The organism is Azospirillum sp. BE72 (assembly GCF_031455875.1).
Classification (GTDB): Bacteria; Pseudomonadota; Alphaproteobacteria; order Azospirillales; family Azospirillaceae; genus Azospirillum.
Genome location: NZ_JAVDTO010000001.1, coordinates 252,608 through 277,215, shown reverse-complemented (window position 1 = coordinate 277,215; position 24,608 = coordinate 252,608). Strand labels below are relative to the sequence as shown.

23 protein-coding genes are annotated in these 24,608 nt (G+C 68.9%); 9 read left to right on the top strand and 14 right to left on the bottom strand.

All coding sequences use genetic code 11. From position 1 onward, the window contains the following. The first annotated feature begins 49 nt into the window (after positions 1-49). Both grxC and J2Y49_RS01340 read left to right on the top strand, forming a co-directional pair. Complete coding sequence (gene grxC, locus J2Y49_RS01345) at positions 50-313, top strand: glutaredoxin 3 (protein WP_014248998.1); 264 nt, start codon at positions 50-52, stop codon at positions 311-313. Continuing rightward, entirely contained in the window at positions 310-1,164 is an 855-nt protein-coding gene (locus J2Y49_RS01340; RefSeq protein ID WP_310111232.1) for a carbon-nitrogen hydrolase family protein, read from the top strand. The genes grxC and J2Y49_RS01340 overlap by 4 nt, the downstream gene beginning before the upstream one ends. A gap of 18 nt (positions 1,165-1,182) precedes the next feature. Here the strand turns inward: J2Y49_RS01340 and J2Y49_RS01335 are convergent, their stop codons facing one another. From J2Y49_RS01335 to J2Y49_RS01315, 5 genes are all read right to left on the bottom strand, one after another. Next, the gene (locus J2Y49_RS01335) at positions 1,183-1,674 is read right to left on the bottom strand and encodes a DNA polymerase III (protein WP_310111229.1); all 492 of its coding nucleotides are present in this window, start codon (positions 1,672-1,674) and stop codon (positions 1,183-1,185) included. Positions 1,675-1,681: 7 nt separating this feature from the next. Beyond that, the gene (locus J2Y49_RS01330; RefSeq protein ID WP_310111228.1) at positions 1,682-3,541 is read right to left on the bottom strand and encodes a DUF294 nucleotidyltransferase-like domain-containing protein; all 1,860 of its coding nucleotides are present in this window, start codon (positions 3,539-3,541) and stop codon (positions 1,682-1,684) included. A gap of 243 nt (positions 3,542-3,784) precedes the next feature. After that, positions 3,785-5,458, bottom strand: coding sequence for a cation acetate symporter (locus J2Y49_RS01325; RefSeq protein ID WP_310113283.1), 1,674 nt, complete (start codon positions 5,456-5,458; stop codon positions 3,785-3,787). A gap of 50 nt (positions 5,459-5,508) precedes the next feature. Then, positions 5,509-5,811: a DUF485 domain-containing protein gene (locus J2Y49_RS01320; protein WP_014249004.1), complete on the bottom strand. Its 303-nt coding sequence runs from the start codon at positions 5,809-5,811 to the stop codon at positions 5,509-5,511. 342 nt (positions 5,812-6,153) lie between these two features. Beyond that, entirely contained in the window at positions 6,154-6,753 is a 600-nt protein-coding gene (locus J2Y49_RS01315) for a DUF1178 family protein (RefSeq protein WP_310111224.1), read from the bottom strand. A 200-nt stretch (positions 6,754-6,953) separates the two neighbouring features. On the opposite strand from J2Y49_RS01315, the gene J2Y49_RS01310 reads away from it, so the two are divergent. Further along, entirely contained in the window at positions 6,954-7,514 is a 561-nt protein-coding gene (locus tag J2Y49_RS01310) for a methyltransferase domain-containing protein (protein ID WP_310111222.1), read from the top strand. A 7-nt stretch (positions 7,515-7,521) separates the two neighbouring features. On the opposite strand, the gene J2Y49_RS01305 is transcribed toward J2Y49_RS01310, so the two are convergent. Then, positions 7,522-8,106 carry an RNA methyltransferase gene (locus J2Y49_RS01305; RefSeq protein WP_014249007.1) on the bottom strand — a complete coding sequence of 195 codons (585 nt, stop codon included), beginning with the start codon at positions 8,104-8,106 and terminating at the stop codon, positions 7,522-7,524. A gap of 79 nt (positions 8,107-8,185) precedes the next feature. Here J2Y49_RS01305 and J2Y49_RS01300 point away from each other — a divergent pair, with 79 nt between their 5' ends. Then, positions 8,186-9,322 carry an asparaginase gene (locus tag J2Y49_RS01300; RefSeq protein WP_310111218.1) on the top strand — a complete coding sequence of 379 codons (1,137 nt, stop codon included), beginning with the start codon at positions 8,186-8,188 and terminating at the stop codon, positions 9,320-9,322. A gap of 81 nt (positions 9,323-9,403) precedes the next feature. After that, positions 9,404-10,630, top strand: a complete 1,227-nt coding sequence (locus tag J2Y49_RS01295) for a class I SAM-dependent methyltransferase (protein WP_310111214.1) — start codon at positions 9,404-9,406, stop codon at positions 10,628-10,630. A gap of 32 nt (positions 10,631-10,662) precedes the next feature. On the opposite strand, the gene J2Y49_RS01290 is transcribed toward J2Y49_RS01295, so the two are convergent. Then, a complete protein-coding gene (locus J2Y49_RS01290; RefSeq protein ID WP_310111211.1) occupies positions 10,663-12,045 on the bottom strand; it encodes an aspartate aminotransferase family protein in 1,383 nt (460 codons plus the stop codon). Between the two features lie 225 nt (positions 12,046-12,270). Here J2Y49_RS01290 and J2Y49_RS01285 point away from each other — a divergent pair, with 225 nt between their 5' ends. After that, positions 12,271-12,921 carry a glutathione S-transferase N-terminal domain-containing protein gene (locus J2Y49_RS01285; protein WP_310111209.1) on the top strand — a complete coding sequence of 217 codons (651 nt, stop codon included), beginning with the start codon at positions 12,271-12,273 and terminating at the stop codon, positions 12,919-12,921. A gap of 160 nt (positions 12,922-13,081) precedes the next feature. Here the strand turns inward: J2Y49_RS01285 and clpB are convergent, their stop codons facing one another. After that, complete coding sequence (gene clpB / locus J2Y49_RS01280; protein ID WP_310111206.1) at positions 13,082-15,685, bottom strand: ATP-dependent chaperone ClpB; 2,604 nt, start codon at positions 15,683-15,685, stop codon at positions 13,082-13,084. A gap of 304 nt (positions 15,686-15,989) precedes the next feature. On the opposite strand from clpB, the gene J2Y49_RS01275 reads away from it, so the two are divergent. Both J2Y49_RS01275 and J2Y49_RS01270 read left to right on the top strand, forming a co-directional pair. Next, on the top strand, positions 15,990-16,565 hold the full coding sequence (locus tag J2Y49_RS01275; RefSeq protein ID WP_310111203.1) for an NUDIX domain-containing protein: 576 nt from the start codon (positions 15,990-15,992) through the stop codon (positions 16,563-16,565). 130 nt (positions 16,566-16,695) lie between these two features. Continuing rightward, positions 16,696-17,457, top strand: coding sequence for an MOSC domain-containing protein (locus J2Y49_RS01270; RefSeq protein WP_310111200.1), 762 nt, complete (start codon positions 16,696-16,698; stop codon positions 17,455-17,457). 48 nt (positions 17,458-17,505) lie between these two features. On the opposite strand, the gene J2Y49_RS01265 is transcribed toward J2Y49_RS01270, so the two are convergent. Together J2Y49_RS01265 and prmC are read right to left on the bottom strand one after the other, a co-directional pair. Beyond that, the gene (locus tag J2Y49_RS01265; protein ID WP_149223871.1) at positions 17,506-17,946 is read right to left on the bottom strand and encodes a DUF4167 domain-containing protein; all 441 of its coding nucleotides are present in this window, start codon (positions 17,944-17,946) and stop codon (positions 17,506-17,508) included. Between the two features lie 283 nt (positions 17,947-18,229). Beyond that, complete coding sequence (prmC, locus tag J2Y49_RS01260) at positions 18,230-19,078, bottom strand: peptide chain release factor N(5)-glutamine methyltransferase (RefSeq protein ID WP_310111196.1); 849 nt, start codon at positions 19,076-19,078, stop codon at positions 18,230-18,232. A 98-nt stretch (positions 19,079-19,176) separates the two neighbouring features. Between prmC and J2Y49_RS01255 the strand changes: the two genes are divergently transcribed. Next, positions 19,177-19,575, top strand: a complete 399-nt coding sequence (locus J2Y49_RS01255; protein WP_310111194.1) for an endonuclease domain-containing protein — start codon at positions 19,177-19,179, stop codon at positions 19,573-19,575. 22 nt (positions 19,576-19,597) lie between these two features. On the opposite strand, the gene prfA is transcribed toward J2Y49_RS01255, so the two are convergent. The 4 genes from prfA to J2Y49_RS01235 form a co-directional block, all read right to left on the bottom strand. Then, positions 19,598-20,671, bottom strand: a complete 1,074-nt coding sequence (gene prfA / locus J2Y49_RS01250) for a peptide chain release factor 1 (protein WP_310111192.1) — start codon at positions 20,669-20,671, stop codon at positions 19,598-19,600. After that, positions 20,646-21,992 carry a glutamyl-tRNA reductase gene (hemA, locus tag J2Y49_RS01245; RefSeq protein ID WP_310111190.1) on the bottom strand — a complete coding sequence of 449 codons (1,347 nt, stop codon included), beginning with the start codon at positions 21,990-21,992 and terminating at the stop codon, positions 20,646-20,648. The genes prfA and hemA overlap by 26 nt, the downstream gene beginning before the upstream one ends. A gap of 37 nt (positions 21,993-22,029) precedes the next feature. Then, the gene (gene ispG / locus J2Y49_RS01240) at positions 22,030-23,187 is read right to left on the bottom strand and encodes a flavodoxin-dependent (E)-4-hydroxy-3-methylbut-2-enyl-diphosphate synthase (RefSeq protein ID WP_310111188.1); all 1,158 of its coding nucleotides are present in this window, start codon (positions 23,185-23,187) and stop codon (positions 22,030-22,032) included. Between the two features lie 174 nt (positions 23,188-23,361). Continuing rightward, positions 23,362-24,600 (bottom strand): RodZ domain-containing protein, encoded by a 1,239-nt coding sequence (locus tag J2Y49_RS01235; RefSeq protein ID WP_310111184.1) that lies wholly within the window; start codon positions 24,598-24,600, stop codon positions 23,362-23,364. Between the last annotated feature and the right edge of the window lie 8 nt (positions 24,601-24,608).

Here is a 24,608-nt window from a genome sequence, read left to right as displayed (position 1 = left end):
TCGCAGGTTGACCCTATAGTTTCTCCACGTCCAAAAGGAGCCCAGTGGCATGGCCGACGTCGTCATCTACACCACGCCCTTCTGCCCCTACTGCATGCGGGCCAAGAGCCTGCTCGACGGCAAGGGCGTGACATACGAGGAAATCGACCTCTACGCCCAGCCGGGCCGCCGCAGCGAGATGATCGAGCGGTCGGAAGGCCGGACCACCGTCCCGCAGATCTTCATCGACGGGAAGCCCTATGGCGGCAGCGACGACATCCACGCGCTGGACCGCGCCGGCAAGCTCGATCCGCTGCTCGGCATCGCCGCATGAGCGATGGCATCGTCGGCAGCGGCATGCTGAAGGCCGCCTGCGTCCAGGTGAATGCGGGCACGGAGCTTGAGCCGAACCTGCGGGCGGCGGGCGACCTCGTCCGCCGCGCCCGCGATGCCGGGGCGGACTTCATCGCGCTGCCGGAGAATGTCGGCTGGATCGTCCAGGGCCGCGACAAGACCATGCAGCGCGTCCGGACCGAGGCGGAGCATCCCGGCATCCCCTTCTTCGCCGATCTGGCGCGGGAGACCGGGGCCTGGATCCTGGGCGGCACCCTGCATGTCCTGCTCGACGACGGGCGCGCCGCCAACCGCAGCTATCTGTTCGACGCCGGCGGGCGGATCGTCGCCTCCTACGACAAGATCCACATGTTCGACGTCACGCTGAAGAACGGCGAATCCTATCGCGAATCGGCCAGCTTCCGGCCGGGCGAGCGGGCGGTGGTGGCCTCCAGCCCCTGGGGCGGCATCGGCATGACCGTCTGCTACGACGTGCGCTTCGCCTATCTGTACCGTGCACTGGCCAAGGCGGGGGCGTCGATCCTGACCGTGCCGGCCGCCTTCACCGTCCCGACCGGCCGCGCCCACTGGCACACGCTTCTGCGTGCCCGCGCCATCGAGACCGGCTGTTTCGTCATCGCCCCGGCCCAGACCGGCAGCCACGACCAGGGCCGCCAGACCTACGGCCATTCCCTGCTGATCGCCCCCTGGGGCGAGGTGCTGGCCGATGCCGGAACCGACGTCGGCTTCATCACCGCCGACCTCGACCTCGACCGCGTGGCGGAAGCCCGCGGCATGGTCCCGTCGCTGACCCACGACCGCGCCTTCGAAGTGGAGCGGGTGGGGTTCTGAGGCGTCGGTTCCGATCCCTCAGCGCCCCTCCTGAGTCAGCCGCAGCCACGCCATGGCCACCGCCAGCGCGGTGCCGAGAGCGCCCTCGGCGCGGACCGGCAGGTCGAGGTCGCGGATCATGCTGTCCAGCCGCAGGTCGACCGCATGCTTCACCGCGTTGCGGATCTTGCGGTCGTAATAGAGGCCCGACACCTCCACCCGCTCCTGCATCAGCGGACGGCCGGTCAGCCGTTCCGCCATGGCGACGGAGAAGTCCAGGTAATAGCCGACCAGCGGCCGGTCGCCGATGAAGGCATGCAGCCGGTCGCCGGCCTCCCCCAGCCCGCTGTCGCTGCCGGGATGGAGCAGCAGGGCGCTGCCGGTCAGGATGCGCGGGCCCCGGATGCGGATGGCGGCGAAGGCCAGCGGCCTTGCAGTCTCCAGGTCGAAGCTGGTCGCCTCGCAATGGATCGCCACGCGTTCGCGCCTATCGCTGTGGCGGTCGATGTCGGTATGTGCGGAGTGGGCCATCGCCGCCTCAGTGGTTCAGGCGGAAATGATGGGCGATCAGCTCCTTGAAGCTTTTCACCAGCGCCAGACAGTCCTTGAACTGGTCATGGTCGAGCTTGCCCAGCCGGTCGGGGTAAACGAGGTTGTCGATCGCCAGCTCCGCCCCCTCCTCCGATCCGGGCTCGGGAAGATCGACGCGCGCCTTCAGCCGGATGGTCGACAGGATGGTGAAGGCCTCCACCAGATCCCCGGCCATCTTGCGGTCCAGCGCGCCCAGTTCGGCCAGCACCTGGATGCGCTCCACCGTGTTGGTCTCCGCCCGGTGCTTCTCCAGGGCCAGCGCCCGCACGCCATGGACGATTGGGAAGATTCCGGCCTTCTTGATGTCCACCGGCTCCCCCCGCCGCCGGTCGAACAGGGCGGCGAACAGGCCGCTCGGCGTGTCGAAGGACAGGGTCGGACGGGCGAACTGGGTGAAGAACATCTGGTTGTCCTGCAGCCGGCCCAGCAGATAGTCCTTCGCATCCTGCAGCAGCGTGGCGTCGCCGGCCACCGGGGCGGCGTCGTAGAAGATGGCGAGGTTCATCTGCGCCGCCTCGTCCGGGCGGTGGATCCAGCTGAAGATCGCATCCTTGTAGCCGGCGAGCGGCCGCGTCCACTCCGGGTTGGACAGCATGATGTTGCCCGGACAGGGCGGATAGCCGAACTCCACCAGATGGCGGGTGAACTCGGCGGCGATGCGCGGCAGATCGGGACAGTCGAAGCCGTCGCGCAGGATCAGGCCGTTGTCCTGGTCGGTCTTCAGCAGCTGCTCGCCGCGCCCCTCGCTGCCCATCACGATCAGGCAGCTGTTCGCCAGCAGCTCCGGCGGGGCCAGCAGTTCGAACAGCTTGCGGAAGATGCGGCGGTTCAGCTCCGTCACCAGATCGGCGATGAAGGACACCTTGACCCCGGTGGCGTGCAGGGTGCGGATCAGCTCGACGATGGAGCGGCTGGCCCGGCGCAGGTCGTCGGGCCCGGTCGCATGCTCCACCTGCACGCCGATGACCTGGGAATGGTTGGACAGCACCGCCAGCAGGTCGCTTTGCCCCAACAGCCCGACGACGGCCCCGTTCTCAGTCACCACGACGCGGCGCACCGCATGCTTGGTCATCAGAACCAGCGCGTTGAACAGCAGGTCGTCACGGTCCAGCGTCAGCAGACCATAGCGGGCGAGCGGCCCGACCGGGTCGGTCACCGGCCGGCCATCCAGCACCACCAGATCGCGCAGGTCGGTGCCGGTCAGGATGCCGGTCTGCCCGTCCGCCCCGCGCACCAGGACGCTGCTGGCACGGTTCTGCCTCATCGCCTCGGCCGCCTCGCGCAGGCTGGCGGCGGCCTCCACGAACAGCGGCGGGTGCAGGTAGGCTTGGCGGATGCGGGCCATGGTCAGCGCCGCCATCTCGCGGTTGGACCGCTCGGCCGCCAGATCGCGCATGCGCTGGGCGAAGTCGCCGAGGATGGCGGTGCCGAAGGCGGGATTCTCGGCGGCCAGCGCCTCCAGCGCCGCGCGCGGGATCAGGTGGCAGACGCACTCCTCGACCGCGACGAAGCGGCGGGCGCCGGCGCCGTCCCCTCCCGCCGAGCCATACAGTGCCTGCAGGCCGAAGCGGTCGCCCGGCCCATGGAGCGCCGCCACATCGCCGCCGCGGCGTTCCTGCACGGTCCCGCGCAGGACGACGAACAGCGAGTCGGTCGGCTCTTCCCGGCAGAGGATCACGGCCTCGCGCGGATAGAGCGCGATGTCCAGCGCGCCGGCCAGCGCCGCGCGCTGATCCGCCGTCAGCAGATCGAAGGGGTGCCGGCCGAAATCGAAGTCGGGGGAGGCGGTCGGCGTCGCGTGCTGCACGGGCGGGCTCCGTCACAGGAGGGCGGGGCATAAAAAAGCGCCCCCGGATCGGATCCGGAGGCGCTTTTCAGGATACACCCGCCGGGCGTGATGCCGGAAGCGGGTGCGACATTTGGCGGCGTGGTTCGCTCACCGCACGGGCTGGAGCTTTTCCCCCAAGGGGGAAGGGATGCGGTGCGAGACGCGATCCCTTCCGTTCTTCTTCTTGCCGCTGTACCCGTTTTCTTCTTTCGGCAGGTGGCTTTAGTGGGCGGAGGCACCTTCGGCACCCAGGCCGGTCTGCGACCGGATGTACTGGGCTTCGAAGTCCTTGCGCTCCTTCTGGGCCTGCGCGCTGTTGTCGGTGATCGAGAAGAACCAGATGCCGACGAAGGCGATGACGATCGAGAACAGGCCGGGGTTGTCGTAGGGGAAGAGCGCGGCCGGGTTGCCCAGAACCGCCTTCCACACCGTCGGACCCAGGACCAGCATCGTGACCGCCGAAACCAGACCCAGGGTGCCGCCGATGACGGCGCCGCGGGTGGTCATCTTGTTCCAGAACATCGACATCAGCAGGATCGGGAAGTTGGCCGAAGCGGCGATGACGAAGGCCAGGCCGACCATGAAGGCGACGTTCTGGTTCTCGAAGGCGATGCCCAGGACGATCGACAGGATGCCGATGACGACCGTGGTGATCTTCGAGACGCGGATTTCGTCGGCCTCGTTCACACGGCCCTTGGCGATGACCGAGGCGTACAGGTCATGGGAGACCGCAGAGGCGCCGGCCAGCGTCAGACCCGCGACCACCGCCAGGATGGTGGCGAAGGCGACCGCCGAGATGAAGCCGTAGAACAGGTCGCCGCCGACCGCATGGGCGGTGTGGATGGCCGCCATGTTGGTGCCGCCGATGACGTTGGCGATCACCGCCTTGGCGCCGGCCAGCGGGGCCGCCGTCAGGAAGGGATAGGCGCCGTTGGCGTCGGGGGCCAGGATCATCAGGATGGCGCCGAAGCCGATGATGAAGGTCAGGATGTAGAAGTAGCCGATGAAGCCGGTGGCGTAGAAGACCGACTTGCGGGCTTCCTTGGCGTCGGCGACGGTGAAGAAGCGCATCAGGATGTGCGGCAGGCCGGCGGTGCCGAACATCAGCGCCATGCCCAGCGAGATCGCGGAGACGGGGTCGCTGATCAGCGCGCCCGGCGACATGATCGCCAGACCCTTCGGGTGGATGTCGACGGCGGCCTTGAACATCGCCTCGGGGCTGAAGCTGAACTTCGCCAGGATCATGAAGGCCATGAAGGAGGCGCCGGACAGCAGCATCACCGCCTTGATGATCTGCACCCAGGTGGTCGCCAGCATGCCGCCGAAGGTTACGTAACCGATCATCAGCACGCCGACGATGATCACGGCGACCAGATAGTCGAGGCCGAACAGCAGCTGGATCAGCTTGCCGGCACCCACCATCTGGGCGATCAGGTAGAAGGTGACCGTCGCCAGCGAGCCGCAGGCGGACAGGGTGCGGATCGGCGTCTGCTGGAAGCGGTAGGAGGCGACGTCGGCGAAGGTGTACTTGCCGAGGTTGCGCAGCCGTTCCGCGATCAGGAACAGGATGATCGGCCAGCCGACCAGCCAGCCCACCGAGAAGATCAGGCCGTCGAAGCCGTTGGCGTACACCAGGCCGGCGATGCCCAGGAAGGACGCGGCCGACATGTAGTCGCCGGCGATGGCCAGACCGTTCTGGAAGCCGGTGATGCCGCCGCCGGCGGCGTAGAAGTCCTTGGCCGACTTCGTCCGGCGGGCCGCCCAGAAGGTGATGCCCAGCGTCAGGAGGACGAAGATCAGGAACATGATGATGGCGGACCAGTTCGTCGCCTGCTTGGTCACCGCGCCTTCGACGGCGGCGGCGTAAGCGGAGGCGGGAACCAGCGCGCCCGCCATGGCGGCCAGGGCGGCGGCCGGGGCGGCGATGCGGGTGGTGGCGGCGCGGATCACTTCGATTCCTCCAGGATCTGGCGGTTCAGCTCGTCGAATTCGCCGTTCGCCCGGTAGACATAGATGCCGGTCAGGATGAAGGCGGACACGATGGTGAAGACGCCGACCGGAATGCCCCAGGTCGTGACGCCGGAGCCGATCGGCGTGCCCAGGAACGATTTCCCGAACGCCACCAGAAGAATGAAACCGAAATAGATGACCAGCATGGCAATCGACAAAGTCCAGGCGAAGGCGGACCGTTTGGCCACCAGTTCCTGGAACTTTGGATTGTTCAGGATCCGTGTTGCATTTGGAGTCATGTGCGTCCCCTCATCGAGTGCCGGCGATTGTTCGACGGTCTTTAAGACACTCGGGCATTTTCCGTCCGGGCGATCGCGTCCGGGCTTGTCCCCGTAATTCGTACGCCCTTGACCTGCCCAATTGTTTGATACAGATCATTGTTGGGCGCACCCCCTACCTTGGTCGATGGGATGACGCGCCGGCCGGGGACGATCCCCCGGAAACCCGGGCCTGGGCAGGGCTGCAGCGGCATATGAGAAAGGCGCGCCGGTTTCCGGGCGCGCCTTACAAACAGTCAGCTTTTCAAATGGTTTCGTTGGGAATCAGTGGTACTGCCGCATCCGGCGCGGCGGTCGCATCCCTCAGGAGTCGCTCCGTGGGATCCACGGAATGCGGTGAAATGTCACACCTTCCTCGTGCAGTTCGGCGACCTCGTCGTCCGACGCCTCGCCATAGATGCCGCGGGGGTCGGTCTCGCCGTAATGGATGCGCCGCGCCTCTTCGGCGAAGCGGTCGCCGACATAATCGCAGTTCTTCTCCACGCTGCGCCGCACCTCGGTCAGTTGCCGCATCACCTCGGCCACCGCCTCGCGCTGGGCGTCGTTCAGGCTGGGCGGCAGGGCGGCGACCATGTCGGCGGCGCTGGGCAGCGGAACCGGGGCGGGAATCGGCGCCGGCATGGTGGCGGGCGCAAGGGAAGGGGCATGGCCGGGAATGGCGGCGGGCACGGACGCCGGCGGGGCGTTCGCCGCGACGGCTTCGGCCTGTTCGCGCGCACGGTCGGCGGCCTTGGCGACGCCCTTGGCGATGCGCGGGGCCATCGGCGCCTTGCCGACGACGGTGTCACCGCAGATCGGGCAGGCGATCTGGTGCGCCGCCGCCTGTTCGTCATAGGCGGCACCGTTGCGGAACCACGCCTCGAACCGATGGTCGGCCGAGCATCTCAACGCGAAGAGGATCATATCCCCACAAGCCCCAAACTAACCCGCAGCAGGAAGGTCCGCCCCGGTGCGCCGGTCCGGGTTGCGGCGCGACTCGGGATTTGTCCTAATTCAGCACGGCCGGGCCGCGCCGTCAAACGCCGCCCGGTCCTGTCGTCCATACCACCTGTGATATCGTTCCCGCGACCGCCAAAGGAAAGTCCGCGAAGGGAAATCCGACCATGCCCACGCCCCACCCGCTTTCACCGCCCTCCCCCTGGGTGGAGCGCTTCGCCCCGCTGGTGCGGGCGGGCGGCCCGGTGCTCGACCTCGCCTGCGGCGGCGGGCGTCATCTGCGGCTGTTCCACCGGCGCGGCCATCCGGTGGTCGGGCTGGACCGCGATCTCGGCGGCGTCGCCGACCTGGAAGGCGGCGCGAACATCACCCTGATCCAGGCCGATCTGGAGAACGGCGCCTCGGGCAGCCACACCCCCTCCCTGCCAACCGCCGGCCGCTTCGCCGGGATCGTCGTCACCAACTACCTGCACCGCCCGCTCTTCCCCGCCATCCTGGCGGCGCTGGAACCGGGCGGCGTGCTGATCTACGAGACCTTCGCCGACGGCAACGCCCGCTTCGGCCGCCCGTCCTCCCCCGACTTCCTGCTGCGCCGCGGCGAGTTGCTGGAGGCGGTGCGCGGCACGCTTCAGGTGGTCGCCTTCGAACAGGGAGAGATATCGCTGCCCAAGCCCGCGGTGGTGCAGCGGATCTGCGCCGTCGCCGGGGACGATCCGCTGCCGCTCTGAGGCATCCTTACTCGTCGCTGTCGTCGGGAACCGGCTTCTGCTCCCCGCGGATGCGGCGGCGGCGGTCCTCCTTGCGCATGATCTGCTTGCCATGCTTGTGCTGCGCCGGCCCCTCCAACGGGCCGCCGGGACGGACCGGCCGTTCGGCAAAGCGGCCGAGCGAGATCATCCGGTCATACATCACCAGCGCCCCGGCGACGCCGACATTGATGCAGAAGGACATCGGGATCTTGACCACATGGTCGCAGCGCGCCAGCAGGGCGGGCGACAGGCTGTCCCGCTCCGGCCCCAGCACATAGGCGGCGCGGGAGGGGTGGCGGAAGCTGGGCAGTTCCACCGCGTCGTCGGTCAGCTCCACCCCGACCAGCATGCAGTCCCTGGGTAGGGTGAAGTCGGCGACCCGCTCGTGGATGTAGAGCGGCAGGTGCAGCGTGGCGCCCGAGGTGTCGACCAGCTTCGTCTCCCGCAGATCCGGCTCCGGATCGATGGCGAAGAAGAAGGAGGCGCCGAAGGCATGGGCGGTGCGCATCAGGTTGCCGACATTGCCCGGCTTGCTGATCCGCTCCACCCCGATTCCGAAATAACCACGCATGAAGAACCCGCTGATCTAGGTAAGGACATGACCGGGCGGGAGCTTGCCGCCGCCGCCCGCCCGAGGCAAGCTTGCCGGCATGAGCCAAGACCATACGCAAGATCACGCCTGCTGCGGTGGGGATCACCACCACGGCCATTCCCACCATCATGGCCACTCCCACCATCATGGTGAAAGCGCCGAAGGCCGAGCCGACCTGTCCGGCCCGGCGGAAAGCCCGATCATCGTCGAGGTGACACGCGGCAGCCTGGTTGAGTCAGTCCACCGCGCCCGCGCCTGCATCGTCGATGCCGGCGGCCATGTGCTGGCGCGCTGGGGCGACATCGACGCCCCCGTCTACCCGCGCTCCGCCATCAAGTCGCTGCAGGCGATCCCGCTGGTGGAAAGCGGCGCGCTCGACGCCTTCGGGCTGGGGGACGAGGAACTGGCGCTCGCCTGCTCCTCCCACAATGGCGAGGCGCGCCACACCGAACTGGTGCGGTCCTGGGCGGAGCGGGTCGGGCTGCGGATCGACGATTACGAATGTGGCGCGCAGATCCCCTATGATCCCGCCACCGCCGAGGATCTGGTCCGCCGCGGCGAGGCGCCGACCGCCTTCCACAACAACTGCTCCGGCAAGCACAGCGGTTTCCTGACCACGGCGAAGCACAAGGGCGAGCGGCTGAAGGGTTATGTTCGCTACGAACACCCGGTGCAGCAGCGCATCCTGGGCGTGATGGAGCAGATGACCGGCCAGGACCTGTTCGGCGCGCCTTGGGGCGTCGACGGTTGTTCCATCCCCACAATCGGCATTCCTCTGGGCGCCATCGCCTATGCCATGGCCCGCATCGCCGACCCGGTCGACCTGCCCGACGCGCGCGCCGCGGCCGTCACCCGCATCGCCGCCGCCTGGGGCAAGCACCCCTTCCTGATCGGCGGCACCGGCACCTTCGACACCGCGCTGATGGAAGCGGCCGGAGGCGCCGTCCTGGTCAAGGGCGGGGCCGAGGGTGTCGGCTGCGCCGTGATCCCGGAACAGGGCATTGGCATCGCGCTGAAGATCGAGGATGGCGCCGCCCGCGCCCGCGAGGTCGCGCTCGCCGCCCTGATCCGTTCGACCAAGGTGCTGACCGACGCCCAATGGGCGCGCGTGCCTCACCTGCTGACCACGCCGCTGCTGAACCGTGCCGGCACGCGGGTGGGCGAGGTGCGGCCGGCGGCGGCGTGGCCCGGCTGAGACGGGCCGTCATCAGGCGGATGCGGCGGGTGCGGCTGCGGTGCTATGGTCGCCGCGCCCGTTTCTTATGAGCAGTCCCCCATGAGCATCGACGACCTGCGCGCCCAGTACGAGGCCTACCCCTACCCGGCGCGCAACCCGGCCGACGAGTCCAAGCGCCTGATCACCGGTTCGCCCAGCCACCTGGACGAGCTGGTTCAGCATGTCTTCGGCGGCCGGATCGACCATTCCAAACCGCTGCGCGTGCTGGTGGCCGGCGGCGGCACGGGGGACGGCACCATCATGCTGGCGCAGCAGATGGCCGATGCCGGCAATCCCGGCCGCATCGCCTACATCGACCTGTCCGACGCCAGCCGCGCCGTCGCCGAGGCGCGGGCCAAGGCGCGCGGCCTGACCAACATCGACTTCCGCCGTGGATCACTGCTGGAACTCGATGGAATGGGGCCGTTCGACTACATCGACTGCTGCGGCGTGCTGCACCATCTGGACGATCCGGCGGCAGGCCTGCGCTCTCTGGCCGGCGCACTGGCGCCCGGCGGCGGCATCGGCATCATGGTCTACGCCCCCTATGGCCGCACCGGCGTCTACCCGATGCAGGAGGCGCTGCGCGGCATGACCGAAGGCTTGCCGCCGGCCGAGAAGGTGGCGCTGGCGCGCCGGCTGATCCAGGCGCTGCCGCCGACCAACTGGCTGCTGAACAACCCGCACATCAGCGACCACCGGCTGGCCGACGCCAACCTCTACGACCTGCTGCTGCACAGCTGCGACCGTCCCTACAGCGTGCCGCAACTGGCGGAACTGGCGGACAGCGCCGGCCTTGCCATCGCGACGCTGATCGACCCGCTGCGCTACGAACCGTCGCTGTGGGTCAAGGACGCCCGCGTGCTGAAGCGGCTGGAGGGGATGGGCATGCTGGAACGCGCCGCCTGGACCGAACGCATCACCGGCGCCTTCACCAAGCACATCGCCTATCTGCTGTGTCCGGCCGATCTGGACGCCGCGCGCATCGCGCCGGACGGGCCGGATGTGGTCCCGGTCCTACGCGACATCGACGGCCCGACGGTGGCGAAGAACGTGCCGCCCGGCGGCAGCCTGGAATTCGATCTGATGGGCAGCGTGGTGGCCCTGCCCCTGCCCCGGCTGGCCGGCCCGATCCTGTCGCGGATCGACGGCAGGACCAGCCTCGGCGCCCTGCACGCCGCCATCGAGCCGACGACGAAGGTGACCTGGGAGCAATTCCTCACCCAGTTCCGCCAGTTGTTCGACGCGCTGGGCGGCCTGGGCAAGATGCATCTGCGGAGGGGATAGGGCGCGAAGCGCCCCACCCCCTCCGTCTATCCTTACCCCCGCAGAACCGGAACCGCGGCGTCGAGCGCCTTGGTCAGCCGGTCGAAGGTCTCGTGGATCTCCGCTTCGGAAATCACCAGCGGCGGGCAGAGCGCGATGGAATCGCCCATGGCGCGGACGATCAGCCCGTTGTCCTGGCTCAGGCCGTTGACCACCGCACCGGCGCGGCCGACCGGGTCGAACGGGGTTTTGGTCGCCTTGTCGGCCACCAGTTCCAGCGCGCCGATCAGGCCGATGCCGCGGGCCTCGCCGACCAGAGGATGCTCCGCCAGCGCCTTCAGCCGCGACTGGAAGGCCGGGGCGACCGAACGGACATGGCCGACGATGTCGCGTTCCTCGTAGATCTTCAGCGTTTCCAGCGCCACCGCCGCCGCCACCGGATGGGCGGAGTAGGTGTAGCCATGGCCGAAGGTGCCGATCTTCCGGCTCTCGTCGACGCAGGCGCGATAGATGGCGTCGGTCACCATGACGGCGGAGATCGGCAGATAGCCCGACGACAGCTGCTTGGCGCAGGTCAGGATGTCCGGCTGCATGCCCATGGTCTGGCTGCCCCAGAAATTGCCGGTGCGGCCGAAGCCGCAGATCACCTCGTCGGCGACCAGCAGGATGTCGTATTTCTTCAACACCGGCTGGATCTTGGCGAAGTAGGTCGCGGGCGGCACCACGACGCCGCCGGCGCCCATGATCGGCTCGGCGAACATGGCGGCGATGGTGTCCGGCCCTTCGGCCAGGATCAGCGCCTCCAGCTGTTCGGCGAGGCGGGTGGCGAAGGCCTCCTCGCTCTCGCCCTCAAGCCCGTTGCGGTAATGGTGCGGGCAGTCGCCGTGGATGATGCGGGCGATCGGCAGGTCAAAATCACGGTGATTGTTGGGCAGCCCGGTCAGGCTGGCGGTCGCCACCGTCACGCCGTGATAGGCACGCTGGCGCGAGAGGATCTTCTTCTTCTCCGGCCGGCCAAGCGCGTTGTTGTAGTACCAGATCAGCTTGATCGCGGTGTCGTTGGCTTCCGAACCCGAATTGGCGAAGAAGACCTTCGACATCGGCACCGGCGCCAGCCCGATCAGCTTTTCCGCCAGATCGATTCCCGGCTCGTGCGACTTGTGGCCGAAGATGTGATAGCTGGACAGCTGCCGCATCTGCTTGGCCGCCGCCTGGACCAGCCGCTCCTCACCCCAGCCGAGCGAGACGCACCACAGGCTGGCCATGCCCTCGATGTAATCCTTGCCGCCGTCATCGAAGACGCGGATGCCCTCGCCGCGATCGATGATCATCGGCCCCTGCGTCTCGTGGACGTCCAGGTTGGTGTAGGGATGGAGGATGAAGGCCTTGTCGCGGCTGGCGGCGGAGTTGCCGACGGTGCTGCCCGGAGCGGTCATGGAAAGAGTCTTCCTGTTCGGTCTTGTCGGGTTCGTTCCCCCCGCCGCACGGTCGAGGTCCGCCGGGGGGTGTTCGATTTGTTAAACAGTACCGCCGATCATACGCACAGTTCGGCCACTCCACAAACCTGCTTCCTGGTCATCCGTGCCATGCGTGCAAGACGCTGGCGGGAGGTTCGACCCGATGGGACAGCTTGACCCGAACGACCGGAGGGAGAGACCGCCTTGCCCACGCTTTATGGCCCCACGCTCTATGGCATGCCCAGCACCGCCGCGATGGCCCCGCACATCCTGCTGCGCGAGATCGGTCGGCCCTTCGACCTCGTGCTGCTCGACCGCGAGAAGGGGGAGCACAAGAGCGCCGCCTATCTGGCGCTGAACCCGCACGGCCGGGTGCCGACGCTGGTGGACGGCGATCTGGTGCTGTACGAGGCCGCCGCCATCTGCCTGCATCTGGCCGACACGCACCCGGAGGTGAAGCTCGCCCCGGCGGTCGGCACGGCCGAGCGGGCGGAGTTCTACAAGTGGCTGGTCTACCTGACCAACAGCGTCCAGGCCGAGATGCTGCTGTACTTCTACCCCGAGCGTTACGTTGAGGGCGCCGGGGCGCAGGCAGCCTTCAAGACGGCGACCGAGGCCCGGCTGAACGGCCATTTCGATGGCCTGGACCGCGGGCTTGCTGGGCGTACGTGGCTTCTGGGCGACACGTACAGCGCGGTCGACCCGTACCTGTTCATGCTGTGCCGCTGGACCCGCTTCATGGGCCGCCCGGCACGTACGCTGGGCAATCTCGGGCCTTATCTCGCCCGTGTCCTGGAACGTCCGGCGGTGAAGGCAACGTTCGAAGCGGAAGGGCTGGGCGCGCCGTATTATTGAGCAGCCCTCTCCCGCCCCGGGAGAGGGAGGGACCCGCCGAAGGCGGGAGGGTGAGGGGTGATCCGAACATGGATTTCTGATCCTTGGATCACCCCTCACCCTTCCCAAGCTTCGCTTGGGCCCCTTCCCTCTCCCGGGACGGGAGAGGGTATCGACCCGTTCACCCCCGCCGAACCAACCCGCTGACAGGCTGGCCGTCGATGGTCAGCGAACCGCCCTCCGCGCCGACCGCCACCGTCTGGCCGTCCTTGATGCGGCCTTCGAGGATCAGGGTCGCCATCGGGTTCTGCAGCTCGCGCTGGATCACCCGCTTCAGCGGACGCGCGCCGTACACCGGGTCGTAGCCGGCTTCGGCCAGCCATTCGGTCGCGGCTTCGTCCACCGTCAGCGTGATCTCGCGGTCGGCGAGCATCTTGGTCAGGCGGCCGAGCTGGATCTTGACGATGCCGCCCATGTGCCGGCGGTCGAGCCGGTGGAACAGCAGGATCTCGTCCAGGCGGTTCAGGAACTCCGGCCGGAAATGGGCACGGACGGCCTCCATCACCTCTTCGCGCACGGCGCCGCTGTCCTCGCCCTCCGGCTGCTCGGCCAGCGCCTGCGAGCCGAGGTTGGAGGTCATGATGATGACGACGTTGCGGAAATCGACGGTGCGGCCCTGCCCGTCGGTCAGGCGGCCGTCGTCCAGCACCTGCAGCAGCACGTTGAAAACGTCGGGATGGGCCTTCTCCACCTCGTCGAACAGCACGACCTGATAGGGCCGGCGGCGCACCGCCTCGGTCAGCGCCCCGCCCTCCTCATAGCCGACATAGCCCGGAGGCGCGCCGATCATGCGGGCGACGGAGTGCTTTTCCATGTATTCCGACATGTCGAGCCGGACCATCGCCGTCTCGTCGTCGAACAGGAACTCGGCCAGCGCCTTGGTCAGCTCGGTCTTGCCGACGCCGGTCGGACCCAGGAACAGGAAGGAACCGATGGGACGGTTCGGATCCTGCAGGCCCGCCCGCGCCCGGCGAACGGCGTTGGACACGGCGACGATCGCCTCGTCCTGGCCGATGACCCGGCCGCGCAGCTTGTCCTCCATCGCCAGCAGCTTCTCGCGCTCGCCGGCCAGCATCTTGTCGACCGGCACGCCGGTCCAGCGGCTGACCACCGCGGCGATGTCGCCGTCGCGCACCTCCTCGTTCAGCATCCGGCTGCTGGCATGCTCCTCGGCATCCTTCAAGGCCTTCTCCAGGCCCGGAATGACACCGTAGGCAAGTTCGCCCGCGCGGCCCCAGTTGCCGTCGCGCTGCGACGTCTCCAGTTCGGTGCGGGCCTTCTCCAGATCCTCCTTGATCTTCTGCGCGCCCTGCAGCTGGTCCTTCTCGGCCTGCCACTTGGCGGTCAGCTCGGCCGAGTCCTGCTCCAGATCGGCCAGTTCGGCTTCCAGGTTGGTCAGCCGGTCGCGCGACGCGGCATCCTGCTCGCGCTTCAGCGCCTCGCGCTCGATCTTCAGCTGGATGATGCGGCGGTCCAGCTCGTCGATGGCCTCCGGCTTGCTGTCCACCGCCATGCGCAGGCGGCTCGCCGCCTCGTCGATCAGGTCGATGGCCTTGTCGGGCAGGAAGCGGTCGGTGATGTAGCGGTTGGACAGGGTCGCCGCCGACACGATGGCGCTGTCGGTGATGCGCACGCCATGGTGCACCTCATAGCGCTCCTTCAGGCCGCGCAGGATGGAGATGGTGTCCTCCACCGTCGGCTCCGACACGAAGACCGGCTGGAAGCGCCGGGCCAGCGCCGCGTCCTTCTCGATGTATTTGCGGAACTCGTCCAGCGTGGTGGCGCCGACGCAGTGCAGTTCACCGCGCGCCAGCGCGGGCTTCAGCATGTTGGAGGCGTCCATCGCGCCGTCCGACTTACCGGCACCGACCAGCGTGTGCAGCTCGTCGATGAAGACGACGATCTCGCCGGCCGCCGCCTGGATTTCCGACAGCACGGCCTTCAGCCGCTCCTCGAACTCGCCGCGATACTTGGCGCCGGCCACCAGCGCGCCGAGGTCGAGCGACAGCAGCTGCTTGTTCTTCAAGCCTTCCGGCACGTCGCCCTTGACGATGCGCTGGGCCAGACCTTCGACGATGGCGGTCTTGCCGACGCCGGGCTCGCCGATCAGCACGGGGTTGTTCTTGGTGCGCCGCGCCAGAACCTGGATGGTGCGGCGGATTTCCTCGTCGCGGCCGATGACGGGATCGAGCTTGCCGTCGCGCGCCGCGGCGGTCAGGTCGCGCGCGTATTTCTTCAGCGCGTCATAGCCCTGCTCGGCGCTGGCGCTGTCGGCGGTGCGGCCCTTGCGGATGTCGTTGATGGCGGTGTTCAGCGCCTGCGGCGTCACGCCGGCGGACTTCAGCGCCTTGCCCGACGGGGTGCCGTCGGCCATGGCCAGCGCCAGCAGGATGCGTTCGGCGGTGACGAAGCTGTCGCCGGCCTTTTCGGCCACCTTCTCCGCCTGTTCGAAGACGCGGGAAAGCTCGGGCGTCAGGTAGAGTTGACCGGCGCCGCTGCCTTCCACCTTCGGCAGCTTGTCCAGTTCGGCATCGACCGCCGACAGGGCCGCCTTCGGGTCGCCGCCCGCCGCACGGATCAGGTTGGCGGCAAGGCCTTCCTTGTCGTCCAGCAGAGTCTTCAGCAGGTGTTCCGGGGTCAGGCGCTGATGCCCGCGGCGCACGGCCAGGGTCTGCGCGGCCTGGATGAACCCGCGGCTACGCTCGGTGTATTTTTCGAAATCCATGATGCTCCCCTCATCTCCCGTCGACCGTCCGCGAGGCAGCCCGGCCAACTCGATCCACATGACAGTGCGATCCGCAAGGATGCTGCGGGAGATGTAGGCAAGCCGGGAAGTCATGCAAGACCATCGGCGTAGAAAGGTTATCGGGAGAGAAACGCCGCCACACCCCCGTCGTCCCGACCGCGTAGGACCGTAAGAAAGGGGTAGCACGCCACCCGCCGATTGCCCCCCTACACGGCGCCCGCCCGCCCCGGCTAGACTGCCGCCTGCCCGCCTTCCGCCGGTCTCCCCGCCCCGGATTCCCATCATGACCGATCTGGCCAGTTCCACCACACCTCCCGCCACGCGCAGCGCCCCTGATGTGAAGCCCGCAGCAACCCCTGCTGGCCAAGCCATGCCGCGGACCATGACGGCGCGGCTGCTGCGCCTCGCCTGGAGCCTGCGCGGTGCCTGGCACCGGATCGCGCGCCCGCTGACCATGGGGGTACGGGCGATCATCCTCGACGAGTCGGACCCGGCCACCCCGCGTGTGCTGCTGATCCGCCACAGCTATGTCGGCGGCTGGCACTTTCCCGGCGGCGGCGTCGGGCGGGGGGAGACGCTGTCCGACGCCATGCGGCGCGAGGTGCGGGAGGAGGTCGGGCTGATCGCCGACCGTCCCGCTCAGCCTTTCGGCATCTATGCCCGCTTCCGCAACGGGGCGAGCGACCATGTGGCGGTCTTCGTCGTGCGCGGCTGGAGCGGCACGCCGAAGGCCGATGGGGTGGAGATCGTCGAGGCCCGCTTCTTCCCGATCGACCGGCTTCCGGCGGACCTGTCGCCGGCCACCGGGCGGCGGCTGGAGGAATTTCTAGGGCACCGCCCCGTCGCCGAACGCTGGTAGCGGCACCAGATCATGCGGGTGGAGCGGGCGGTCCGGATGACTGCCAACCGCTTTTCCCCCAACCGCAAGGTGAGAAACAGGCACCGCATCGGTTGACAGGGACGCTCCGGCCCTTTCATTGTGCAGTGCAATGAACGCCACACTGACCGCCATCCGCCGCTATCCCGTCAAGGGCATGAGCGGCCAGGACCTGACCGCCACCGACCTGACCGCCGGACAGGCGATCCCGCTCGACCGCCGTTACGGGCTGCTGCACGGCCCGGCCGCGCTGGACACCGAGACGGAAGGCTGGCGCCTGCCGTCCGACTTCTTCACGCTGGACCGCACGGAAAAGCTGGCGGCGCTGCAGACGGAGTTCGATGAGGAGACGCGCGCGCTGATCATCCGCCGCGGCGGCCGGCAGGTGTCGCGCGGCCGGCTGGACCAGCCGATGGGCCGCACGTTGCTGGAACAGTTCTTCGCCGCCTATCTGGCCGGGATCGTCCCCGGCATGCCCCGCCTGATCGAGGCGCAGCACGGCGCCTTCGGCGACAGCGAGGAACCGTCGGTCACCCTGCTGAACCTCGCCAGCCTGCGCGATGTGGAGGAGCGGATCGCCAAGCAGCCGGTCGATCCCCGCCGCCTGCGCGCCAACCTGCTGCTGGACGGCATCGATCCGTGGGCGGAACGCGGCTGGATCGGCCGGACCCTGACCATCGGCGGCGCAACGCTGGAGGTGGTGGAGGCGCTGGACTGCACGCCCGGCAACGATGTGAACCCGGACAGCGGCGTCGCCGACCTCAGCTTGCCGACCATCATGGAGCGGGGGTACGGCCACAGCCAGATCCTGCTGCGCGCCCGGGTGACCGGCGGCGGCCGGATCGCGGTGGGCGACCCGGTCACGCCGGCCTGAACTTCAGGTATCCAGGCTTCAGGTATCCAGGCTCAAAAACGCGAGGCGTCAGGCGTTGACGGCCGCACGCTCCTCGCCGTCCGTCTCGTCCTCGCCCTGCTGGTCGTCATCGTCGCCGACCTGCGAGGAGCCCTGCGACTGGTGGCCGTGCCCGATGCTGGGCTGGCCGCCGCGCTGGCGGTTTTCCGATTCCTGGATCTGGTTGATGATGCGCAGGTAATGCTCGGCATGCTGCAGGTAGTTTTCCGCCTGCACGCGGTCGCCGGACGACATCGCGTCGCGGGCCAGCGCCTGGTACTTTTCCTGCACCTGCCACGCATTGCCGCGAATGCGGACATCCGGGCCGTTGCTGTCGAAGGTCTGGTGACGCAGCGGAACGTTCTGGCGCCGGCCGGCACCACCGCCGCCCCCGCCACCACCACCGCCGCTGCCCCCGCCGCCGCTGTTGCCACGACCACGCGAACGCCTGGAGTTCGGTCCCTGTCTCATTCGGCTCTTAAGGCCCCATGCAAGAGAAGTGCAGTCCCCGGAACGCTCCGGCGGCCATCCGGCCTTCCGGCCCGGCCGCCCGGTCTGCCATGGACGATTTCCATGGGTCGCTCACGGGGTTCAAACGACGCGTCCGCATCGCGTGCGGCGGGCCATGGCGGTCAGCGCTCGGCAGAAAACCATCCGAGAATCGTGCTCCGCAGGCCGTAGGTTCGCGGTCGTGTACCGCACACTACCCGGCAAAGCCCGGCGATCCAACCGTTTTTTTGGATAAGCGGCCGGCTCACAGCGCCTTTCGCGCCCTGACGCAGCGCTTTACCCCACCCAGGTCACACAGGATCGCGGTCTCCCCCAATCCTTGCGCCTCGACCAGCGCCGCCACACCCTCCGCCTGACCCTGCCCGACCTCGAAGGCGGCCACCCCGCCGGGAACCAGCAGGCGTGGCAGCTCGGCGGCGAGGATACGGTAGGGCTCCAGCCCGTCCGGCCCGCCGTCCAGCGCGCGGAGCGGGTCGTGCTCCCGCACCTCCGGCTCCAGCGTGGCGATGTCGGCGCTGGGGATGTAGGGCGGGTTGGACACCACGATGTCGAAATGATCCTCGATCCCCTTGGCCCAATCGCCGGTCTGGAAGCGGGCGCGGTCCGCCAGCCCGTTGCGCTCGGCATTGCCGGCCGCCCCCTCCACCGCCAGCGGGCTGAGATCGACGCCGACGCCGGTGGCGTTCGGCAGCTCCGACAGCAGCGCCAGCAGGATGCAGCCCGTTCCGGTTCCGAAATCGATCAGGCGCAGCGGGGCCTTCCGGTCGGGGATGGTGGCCAGCACCGCCTCCACCACCGTCTCGGTGTCGGGCCGCGGCTCCAGCGTGTCGGGGTTGAGGGCGAGGTCGATGGTCCAGAACTCCCGGTGTCCCAGGATGCGCCCCACCGGTTCCCGCGCGGCACGACGCTCGACCAGAGCCAGGGCACGGGCGGCATCGGCGTCGGGGATAGGTTGTTCCGTCTTCGTAACGAAATCGGTCCGGGTAAGGGTCAGCGCATGTTCGAGCAGGTAGCGGGCGTCGAGTTCCGGCGTATCGACGCCAACCTCGCGCAGCCGCGCCTCGGCCTGGGCGCGCAGGGTGCGGAGGTTCATGATTGTACTCCTCTCCCCCGCGACAACTCATCCCCTCCCCCGCCCAGCGGGGGAGGGTTAGGGTGGGGGCAAGCCTCCCACACATCCGCACTCATCCCATGCGCGACCCCGTCCTCAAGCACCGCGCCCGCGGCATGCGCACGCTGCCGACTGACGCCGAGCGGCGCCTGTGGCGATATCTGCGCAACGGCCAGCTTGGCGGCTGGCGGTTCCGGCGTCAGCATCCGATCCCTCCCTATATCCTTGATTTCGCCTGCCTGGAGGTCTGCATCGCGGTAGAGGTCGATGGCGGGCAGCATGCGGACTCCGGCTATGACGAGGCGCGCACGAAGTTTCTGAAAGAGCGCGGCTGGCGGGTACTCAGGTTCTGGAACAACGACGTGCTGCGCAATCCGGAGGGGGTGGCGACGAGCGTGCTGCAAGCTCTGGGAGGGGTTCGACGTGCGGACACTTGCCCCCACCCTGACCCTCCCCCGCTGGGCGGGGGAGGGAACTAAGGCGCACGCCCCCTGAAGCCCCTCACCCCAGCTCCGCCAGCCGGGCGGCCTGGTCCTCGGACACCAGCGCGTCGATCAGTTCGTCCAGCGCCTCGCCGGCCATCACCTTGTCGATCTTGTAGAGCGTCATATTGATGCGGTGGTCGGTCACGCGCCCTTGTGGGAAGTTGTAGGTGCGGATGCGTTCCGAGCGGTCGCCGCTGCCGACCTGATTCTTGCGGTCGGCGGCACGGGCGGCGTCCTTCTCCGCGCGTTCGCGGTCGTACAGCCGGGCGCGCAGCACCTTCAGCGCCTTGGCCTTGTTCTTGTGCTGCGACTTCTCGTCCTGCTGGCTCACCACCAGCCCGGTCGGCAGGTGGGTGATGCGCACCGCGCTGTCGGTGGTGTTGACCGACTGGCCGCCGGGACCGGAGGAGCGGAAGACGTCGATCCGCAGATCCTTCTCGTCGATGTGGATGTCCACCTCCTCCGCCTCGGGCAGCACGGCGACGGTGGCGGCGGAGGTGTGGATGCGGCCCTGCGCCTCGGTCGCCGGCACGCGCTGGACGCGGTGGACGCCGGACTCGAACTTCAGCCGGGCGAACACGCCGCGGCCGGTGATGTTGGCGGTCGCCTCCTTGTAGCCGCCGATGCCGGTCTCGCTGACGTCCATCGCCTCGAACCGCCAGCCATGCAGGCCGGCGTAGCGGCGGTACATCTCGAACAGCTCGGCGGCGAACAGGGCGGCCTCGTCGCCGCCGGTGCCGGCGCGCACCTCCAGGATGGCGTTCTTCTCGTCCGCCTCGTCCTTCGGCAGCAGCGAGATCTGCACCTTGCGCTCCAGATCCGGGATGCGTTTGGTCAGGACGTGGAATTCCTCCTCCGCCATCGCCTTCATCTCGGGATCGGCGTCGGGAGCGGCGATCATCTCCGCCAGATCGGCGGCCTCGGCGCGGCCCCTCTTCAGCTCCGCGATGGCCTCGGCAATCGGGGTGAGGTCGGCATATTCCTTGGACAGCCGGGCGAAGTCGCCGGACTCGGCAAGGCCGGCCGCAAGCGTGTCGCGCAGCTCGTCGTACCGGGCCATCACCTTATCGAACTTCTCGTCCAGGCTCACGTCGCTCGTCCTTATCCCGTTCAGTCTCTTCGGCCCCATCACAGGCCATACCGTCCCGCCCGAACCTGTCCAGCCCGAACAGCCGGAACATCAGCCGTTCGGCCGCGGCCCGTTCGGCCAGCCCCTCGCCGCTGCCGTCGGCGGCCAGCGCGCGCAGCGCTTCCGACGGGGCGTGCAGCAGCCGGTTGACCAGCAGCCGCGTCGCTGACGCCGCGTCCAGATCGCCGTGCCCGGCCAGCAGGCGCCGCCGTTCCGCCTCGAAATGGCTGCGAAGCGCCGCCACGGCGGGCACCGCGGCGCGTTCCGCCCGGTCGCGGGCGAAGGCGGCCACCGCCTCGTCCACGATCATCCAGGCGGCCTGGGTCGCCGCCTCGCGCCCGACGCGGCCCTGCAGCGCCACCCGCTCCAGATCGGCCAGATCATAGACGAAGGCGCCGTCCATGCCCGCCACCGCGGGATCGACGTCCGCCGGAATGGCGGCATCGACCACGAAGACCGGACGGCGGCGGCGGCGCTTCAGCACCGCCTCCATCATCGGAGCGGTCAGGATATAGCGCCCGAGGCCGGCCGCGGCCACCAGGATATCGGCGCCGGTCATCGCCGTCTCCAGATCGGCCCAGGGGGCGAAATGCCCGTCCAGCCGCCGTGCCGCCGCTTCCGCCCGCCGGTCCACCGGCGCCGCGACCGTCAGCCGCGGCAGCCCGGCATCGCGCAGCCCCTCCAGCACCAGGGCGCCCATGTCGCCCAGCCCCAGCAGCAGGGCGCCGCAGCGCCGGATGTCGCCGTGCAGGTCGCGCGCCACCTGGATGGCGGCGGCGGCCAGCGAGGTGGCGCCCTCCGCGATCGGCGTCTCGCTGCGCACCCGTTTGGCGGCGGCATAGGCGGCCTGCAGCACCGCCTCCAGCTCCGGCCCGGTCATCCCGGCGCCGGCGGCGCTGCGATGGGCGGCCTTCAACTGGCCCAGGATATGCGGTTCGCCAACGATCTGGCTGTCGAGCGAGCAGGCCACCGCGAACAGGTGGCGCACGGCGTCGATGCCGGTCCGGGTGTAGAGCTGCGGCGCCAGATCGGCGGTGGGCAGGCCGACGCGGTCGGCCATCGCCTCGGCGATCGCCAGCGCCGCCTCGTTCGGGCGCTCGTGGACCGCCTGCACCTCCACCCGGTCGCAGGTGCTGAGCCACAGCGCCTGCCCCACGCCTGCGGCGCGCAGCCGCTCCAGCATGCCCGCCACTTCCGCCTCGTCGGTGGACAGGCGGTCGCGGACCGCGCCGGAACAGGTCCGGTGGCTGGCGCCGATGACGAGGTAGGAGGTGGTGGTCACGCCGCGGATCACTGTCCCTGCTTAAAACGGGGGCAGCTTACTCCGCGGCGGGGGCCACGTCTCGGGTGGTTTCGGCTTCGGCAGCTTCCGATGCGGCCTTCGCCGCTTCGATCTCGGCGGCCTTCTTCTCGACCAGACCGACCAGATGCTGGACGATGTCCTGGTCCTTCAGCCGGTGGTCGGTGACGCCGGACAGATAGACCTGATGGGTGTTGTTGCCGCCGCCGGTCAGGCCGATGTCGGTTTCCCGCGCCTCGCCGGGCCCGTTCACGACGCAGCCGATGACCGACAGGGTCAGCGGCGTGGTGATGTGGGCCAGCTTCTGCTCCAGCAGTTCCACCGTCTTGATGACGTTGAAGTTCTGCCGCGCGCAGCTGGGGCAGGAGATGACGGTGACGCCGCGGCGGCGCAGGCCCAGCGACTTCAGGATGTCGTAGCCGACCAGGACCTCTTCCGCCGGATCGGCCGACAGCGAGACGCGCAACGTGTCGCCGATGCCCGACCACAGCAGCATGCCGAGCCCGATCGACGACTTCACCGTCCCGGCGCGCAGGCCGCCCGCTTCGGTGATGCCGATGTGCAGCGGGTAGTCGCAGGCCTCGGCCAGCCCCTGATAGGCGGCGACGGCCAGGAAGGCATCCGACGCCTTCACCGAGATCTTGAATTCTCGGAAGTCGTTGTCTTCCAGGATCCTGGCGTGGTTCAGCGCGCTTTCGACCATCGCCTCCGGGCAGGGCTCGCCGTATTTCTCCAGCAGATCCTGCTCCAGCGAGCCGGCATTGACGCCGATGCGCATCGAACAGCCATGATCCTTGGCCGCCTTCACCACCTCGCGCACCCGCTCGGCCGAGCCGATGTTGCCGGGGTTGATGCGCAGGCAGGCCGCACCGCTCTCCGCCGCCTCGATGGCGCGCTTGTAGTGGAAATGGATGTCGGCGACGATCGGCACCTTCACCTGTCGCACGATGTCCTTCAGCGCCAGCGCCGACTCGCGGTCGGGGCAGGACACGCGCACGATGTCCGCCCCCACCCGCTCGGCCGCCTGGATCTGCTCCACCGTCGCCTTCACGTCGGTGGTCGGCGTGTTGGTCATGGTCTGGACCGAGATCGGCGCGTCGCCGCCGACCAACACGTTGCCGACGCGAATCTGGCGCGATTTGCGGCGAAGGATCTGGCGGTAGGCGCGCACGGTCATCTCAGGTCAGCCTCTGGACAGCGAAACAATCCCGGGAATGGGGGCCGGAAGCCGCATCCTAGCGCAGCCGGCGTCAGGCCAGAAGTGCGGTCCGGCGCCCCGGATTCAAGATCGGGTATTCAAGCCATGCATTTAAGTGGGCCATCCAGGATGGCAGGGCGCTCACGCAACGTCTCAGCGCCGCACCACCCCATGGCTGTCGATGGCGACATCGCGCAGAACCTGCCCGACGGAGCCCAGCGGCGGGCTTTCGCCGCCATCCGCCATCACCACCAGACCGCCGGCATTGCCGGTGCGGATCTTCACGTTGGGCTTGTCGGGAACGCGGAAGGTGTCGCCCGGCTTCAGCACGCGGGTAAACACGATGTCGCCGCCGTCGCGCACCTGCAGCCAGCTTTCCTGGGTGGCCTTCAGGACCAGCTTCGCATTGGTGTTCAGCGTGCCATAGACCTTGCCGTTGGCTGGCACCGTCGCCGTCGGGGCGGCCGGTGCGGCGGGCGGATTGGCCGCGGCGTTCAGCGGGGTCGGGTCCTGGGGCGACGCCTCCTCGTCATCCTCAGGCGGCGGGGCCGGAACGTTGACGACAGACTGTGCGGGGACCTGCCCGGCAGTCTGATTGGTGGACGGCGCGTTGGCGGACGGCAGCGGCGACTGGGCCGGCGGCAGAACCGCGGGCGGAACGGCCGCGACGGCCGGCGGCTTGCCGGCAACCGTCGAAGCGGCCGGCGCCGGAGCGGTCCCTTGCTGCGGCTTCGCCGCTGTACCCGGAGCAGGAGCTCCGGCGACGGGGGCGGGACCAGCGGGAGTCGGGGCCGCGGCGGGCGGCGGTGCGGTCGGCGCGGCGGCGATCACCGGCGCCGGAACCGACGGCTCCGCCCCCGGCTGCGCCGCGGTGCCGGCCTGCTCGGGCGCCGGGGCGGCGGGCTTGGACGGCACGCCGTCCAGCAGCGAGACCAGCCGGTCCGGCAGGGTCGGCACCAGATCGGTCACCGTGCGGTCGGTCGCCGACAGATAATACCAGCCGCCATAGACGATGCCGGCCAGAACCAGCGTGCCCAGCAGCAGCGTCCCGCCCGAGGCGCGCCCCCCTTCGGCCGCCGGGGTCGGCAGGTACAGTTCCTGCCGGCGGACGGTGCCCGCCGCCTCGTCCTTGTAGCGGGTGACGACGGTGTCGGGGTCCAGCCCCAGGCACTCGGCGTAGGACCGCAGGAAACCGATGGCGTAGGTGCTGCCCGGCAGTTCCTCGAACCGCCCTTCCTCAATGGCCAGCAGGTACGGATAACGGATGCGCAGCATCGTCGCGACGTCGCGCAGGTCATAGCCGTGCGCCATGCGCGTGGAGCGCAGGGTCTCGGATACGGAGGGGCCGGCCGAAGCCGGGTCAAAATCGTCGAAAACCTTGCGCTTGGCCATGGGTTCGC

Coding starts and splice junctions, on each gene's coding strand:
- grxC (WP_014248998.1), top strand. CDS start 50: ATGGCCGACGTCGTCATCTACACCACGCCCTTCTGCCCCTACTGCATG.
- J2Y49_RS01340 (WP_310111232.1), top strand. CDS start 310: ATGAGCGATGGCATCGTCGGCAGCGGCATGCTGAAGGCCGCCTGCGTC.
- J2Y49_RS01335 (WP_310111229.1), bottom strand. CDS start 1,674: ATGGCCCACTCCGCACATACCGACATCGACCGCCACAGCGATAGGCGC.
- J2Y49_RS01325 (WP_310113283.1), bottom strand. CDS start 5,458: ATGGCGGGCGCGCTGGTTCCCGCCTCCGCTTACGCCGCCGCCGTCGAA.
- J2Y49_RS01320 (WP_014249004.1), bottom strand. CDS start 5,811: ATGACTCCAAATGCAACACGGATCCTGAACAATCCAAAGTTCCAGGAA.
- J2Y49_RS01315 (WP_310111224.1), bottom strand. CDS start 6,753: ATGATCCTCTTCGCGTTGAGATGCTCGGCCGACCATCGGTTCGAGGCG.
- J2Y49_RS01310 (WP_310111222.1), top strand. CDS start 6,954: ATGCCCACGCCCCACCCGCTTTCACCGCCCTCCCCCTGGGTGGAGCGC.
- J2Y49_RS01305 (WP_014249007.1), bottom strand. CDS start 8,106: ATGCGTGGTTATTTCGGAATCGGGGTGGAGCGGATCAGCAAGCCGGGC.
- J2Y49_RS01300 (WP_310111218.1), top strand. CDS start 8,186: ATGAGCCAAGACCATACGCAAGATCACGCCTGCTGCGGTGGGGATCAC.
- J2Y49_RS01295 (WP_310111214.1), top strand. CDS start 9,404: ATGAGCATCGACGACCTGCGCGCCCAGTACGAGGCCTACCCCTACCCG.
- J2Y49_RS01290 (WP_310111211.1), bottom strand. CDS start 12,045: ATGACCGCTCCGGGCAGCACCGTCGGCAACTCCGCCGCCAGCCGCGAC.
- clpB (WP_310111206.1), bottom strand. CDS start 15,685: ATGGATTTCGAAAAATACACCGAGCGTAGCCGCGGGTTCATCCAGGCC.
- J2Y49_RS01275 (WP_310111203.1), top strand. CDS start 15,990: ATGACCGATCTGGCCAGTTCCACCACACCTCCCGCCACGCGCAGCGCC.
- J2Y49_RS01270 (WP_310111200.1), top strand. CDS start 16,696: ATGAACGCCACACTGACCGCCATCCGCCGCTATCCCGTCAAGGGCATG.
- J2Y49_RS01265 (WP_149223871.1), bottom strand. CDS start 17,946: ATGAGACAGGGACCGAACTCCAGGCGTTCGCGTGGTCGTGGCAACAGC.
- prmC (WP_310111196.1), bottom strand. CDS start 19,078: ATGAACCTCCGCACCCTGCGCGCCCAGGCCGAGGCGCGGCTGCGCGAG.
- J2Y49_RS01255 (WP_310111194.1), top strand. CDS start 19,177: ATGCGCGACCCCGTCCTCAAGCACCGCGCCCGCGGCATGCGCACGCTG.
- ispG (WP_310111188.1), bottom strand. CDS start 23,187: ATGACCGTGCGCGCCTACCGCCAGATCCTTCGCCGCAAATCGCGCCAG.
- J2Y49_RS01235 (WP_310111184.1), bottom strand. CDS start 24,600: ATGGCCAAGCGCAAGGTTTTCGACGATTTTGACCCGGCTTCGGCCGGC.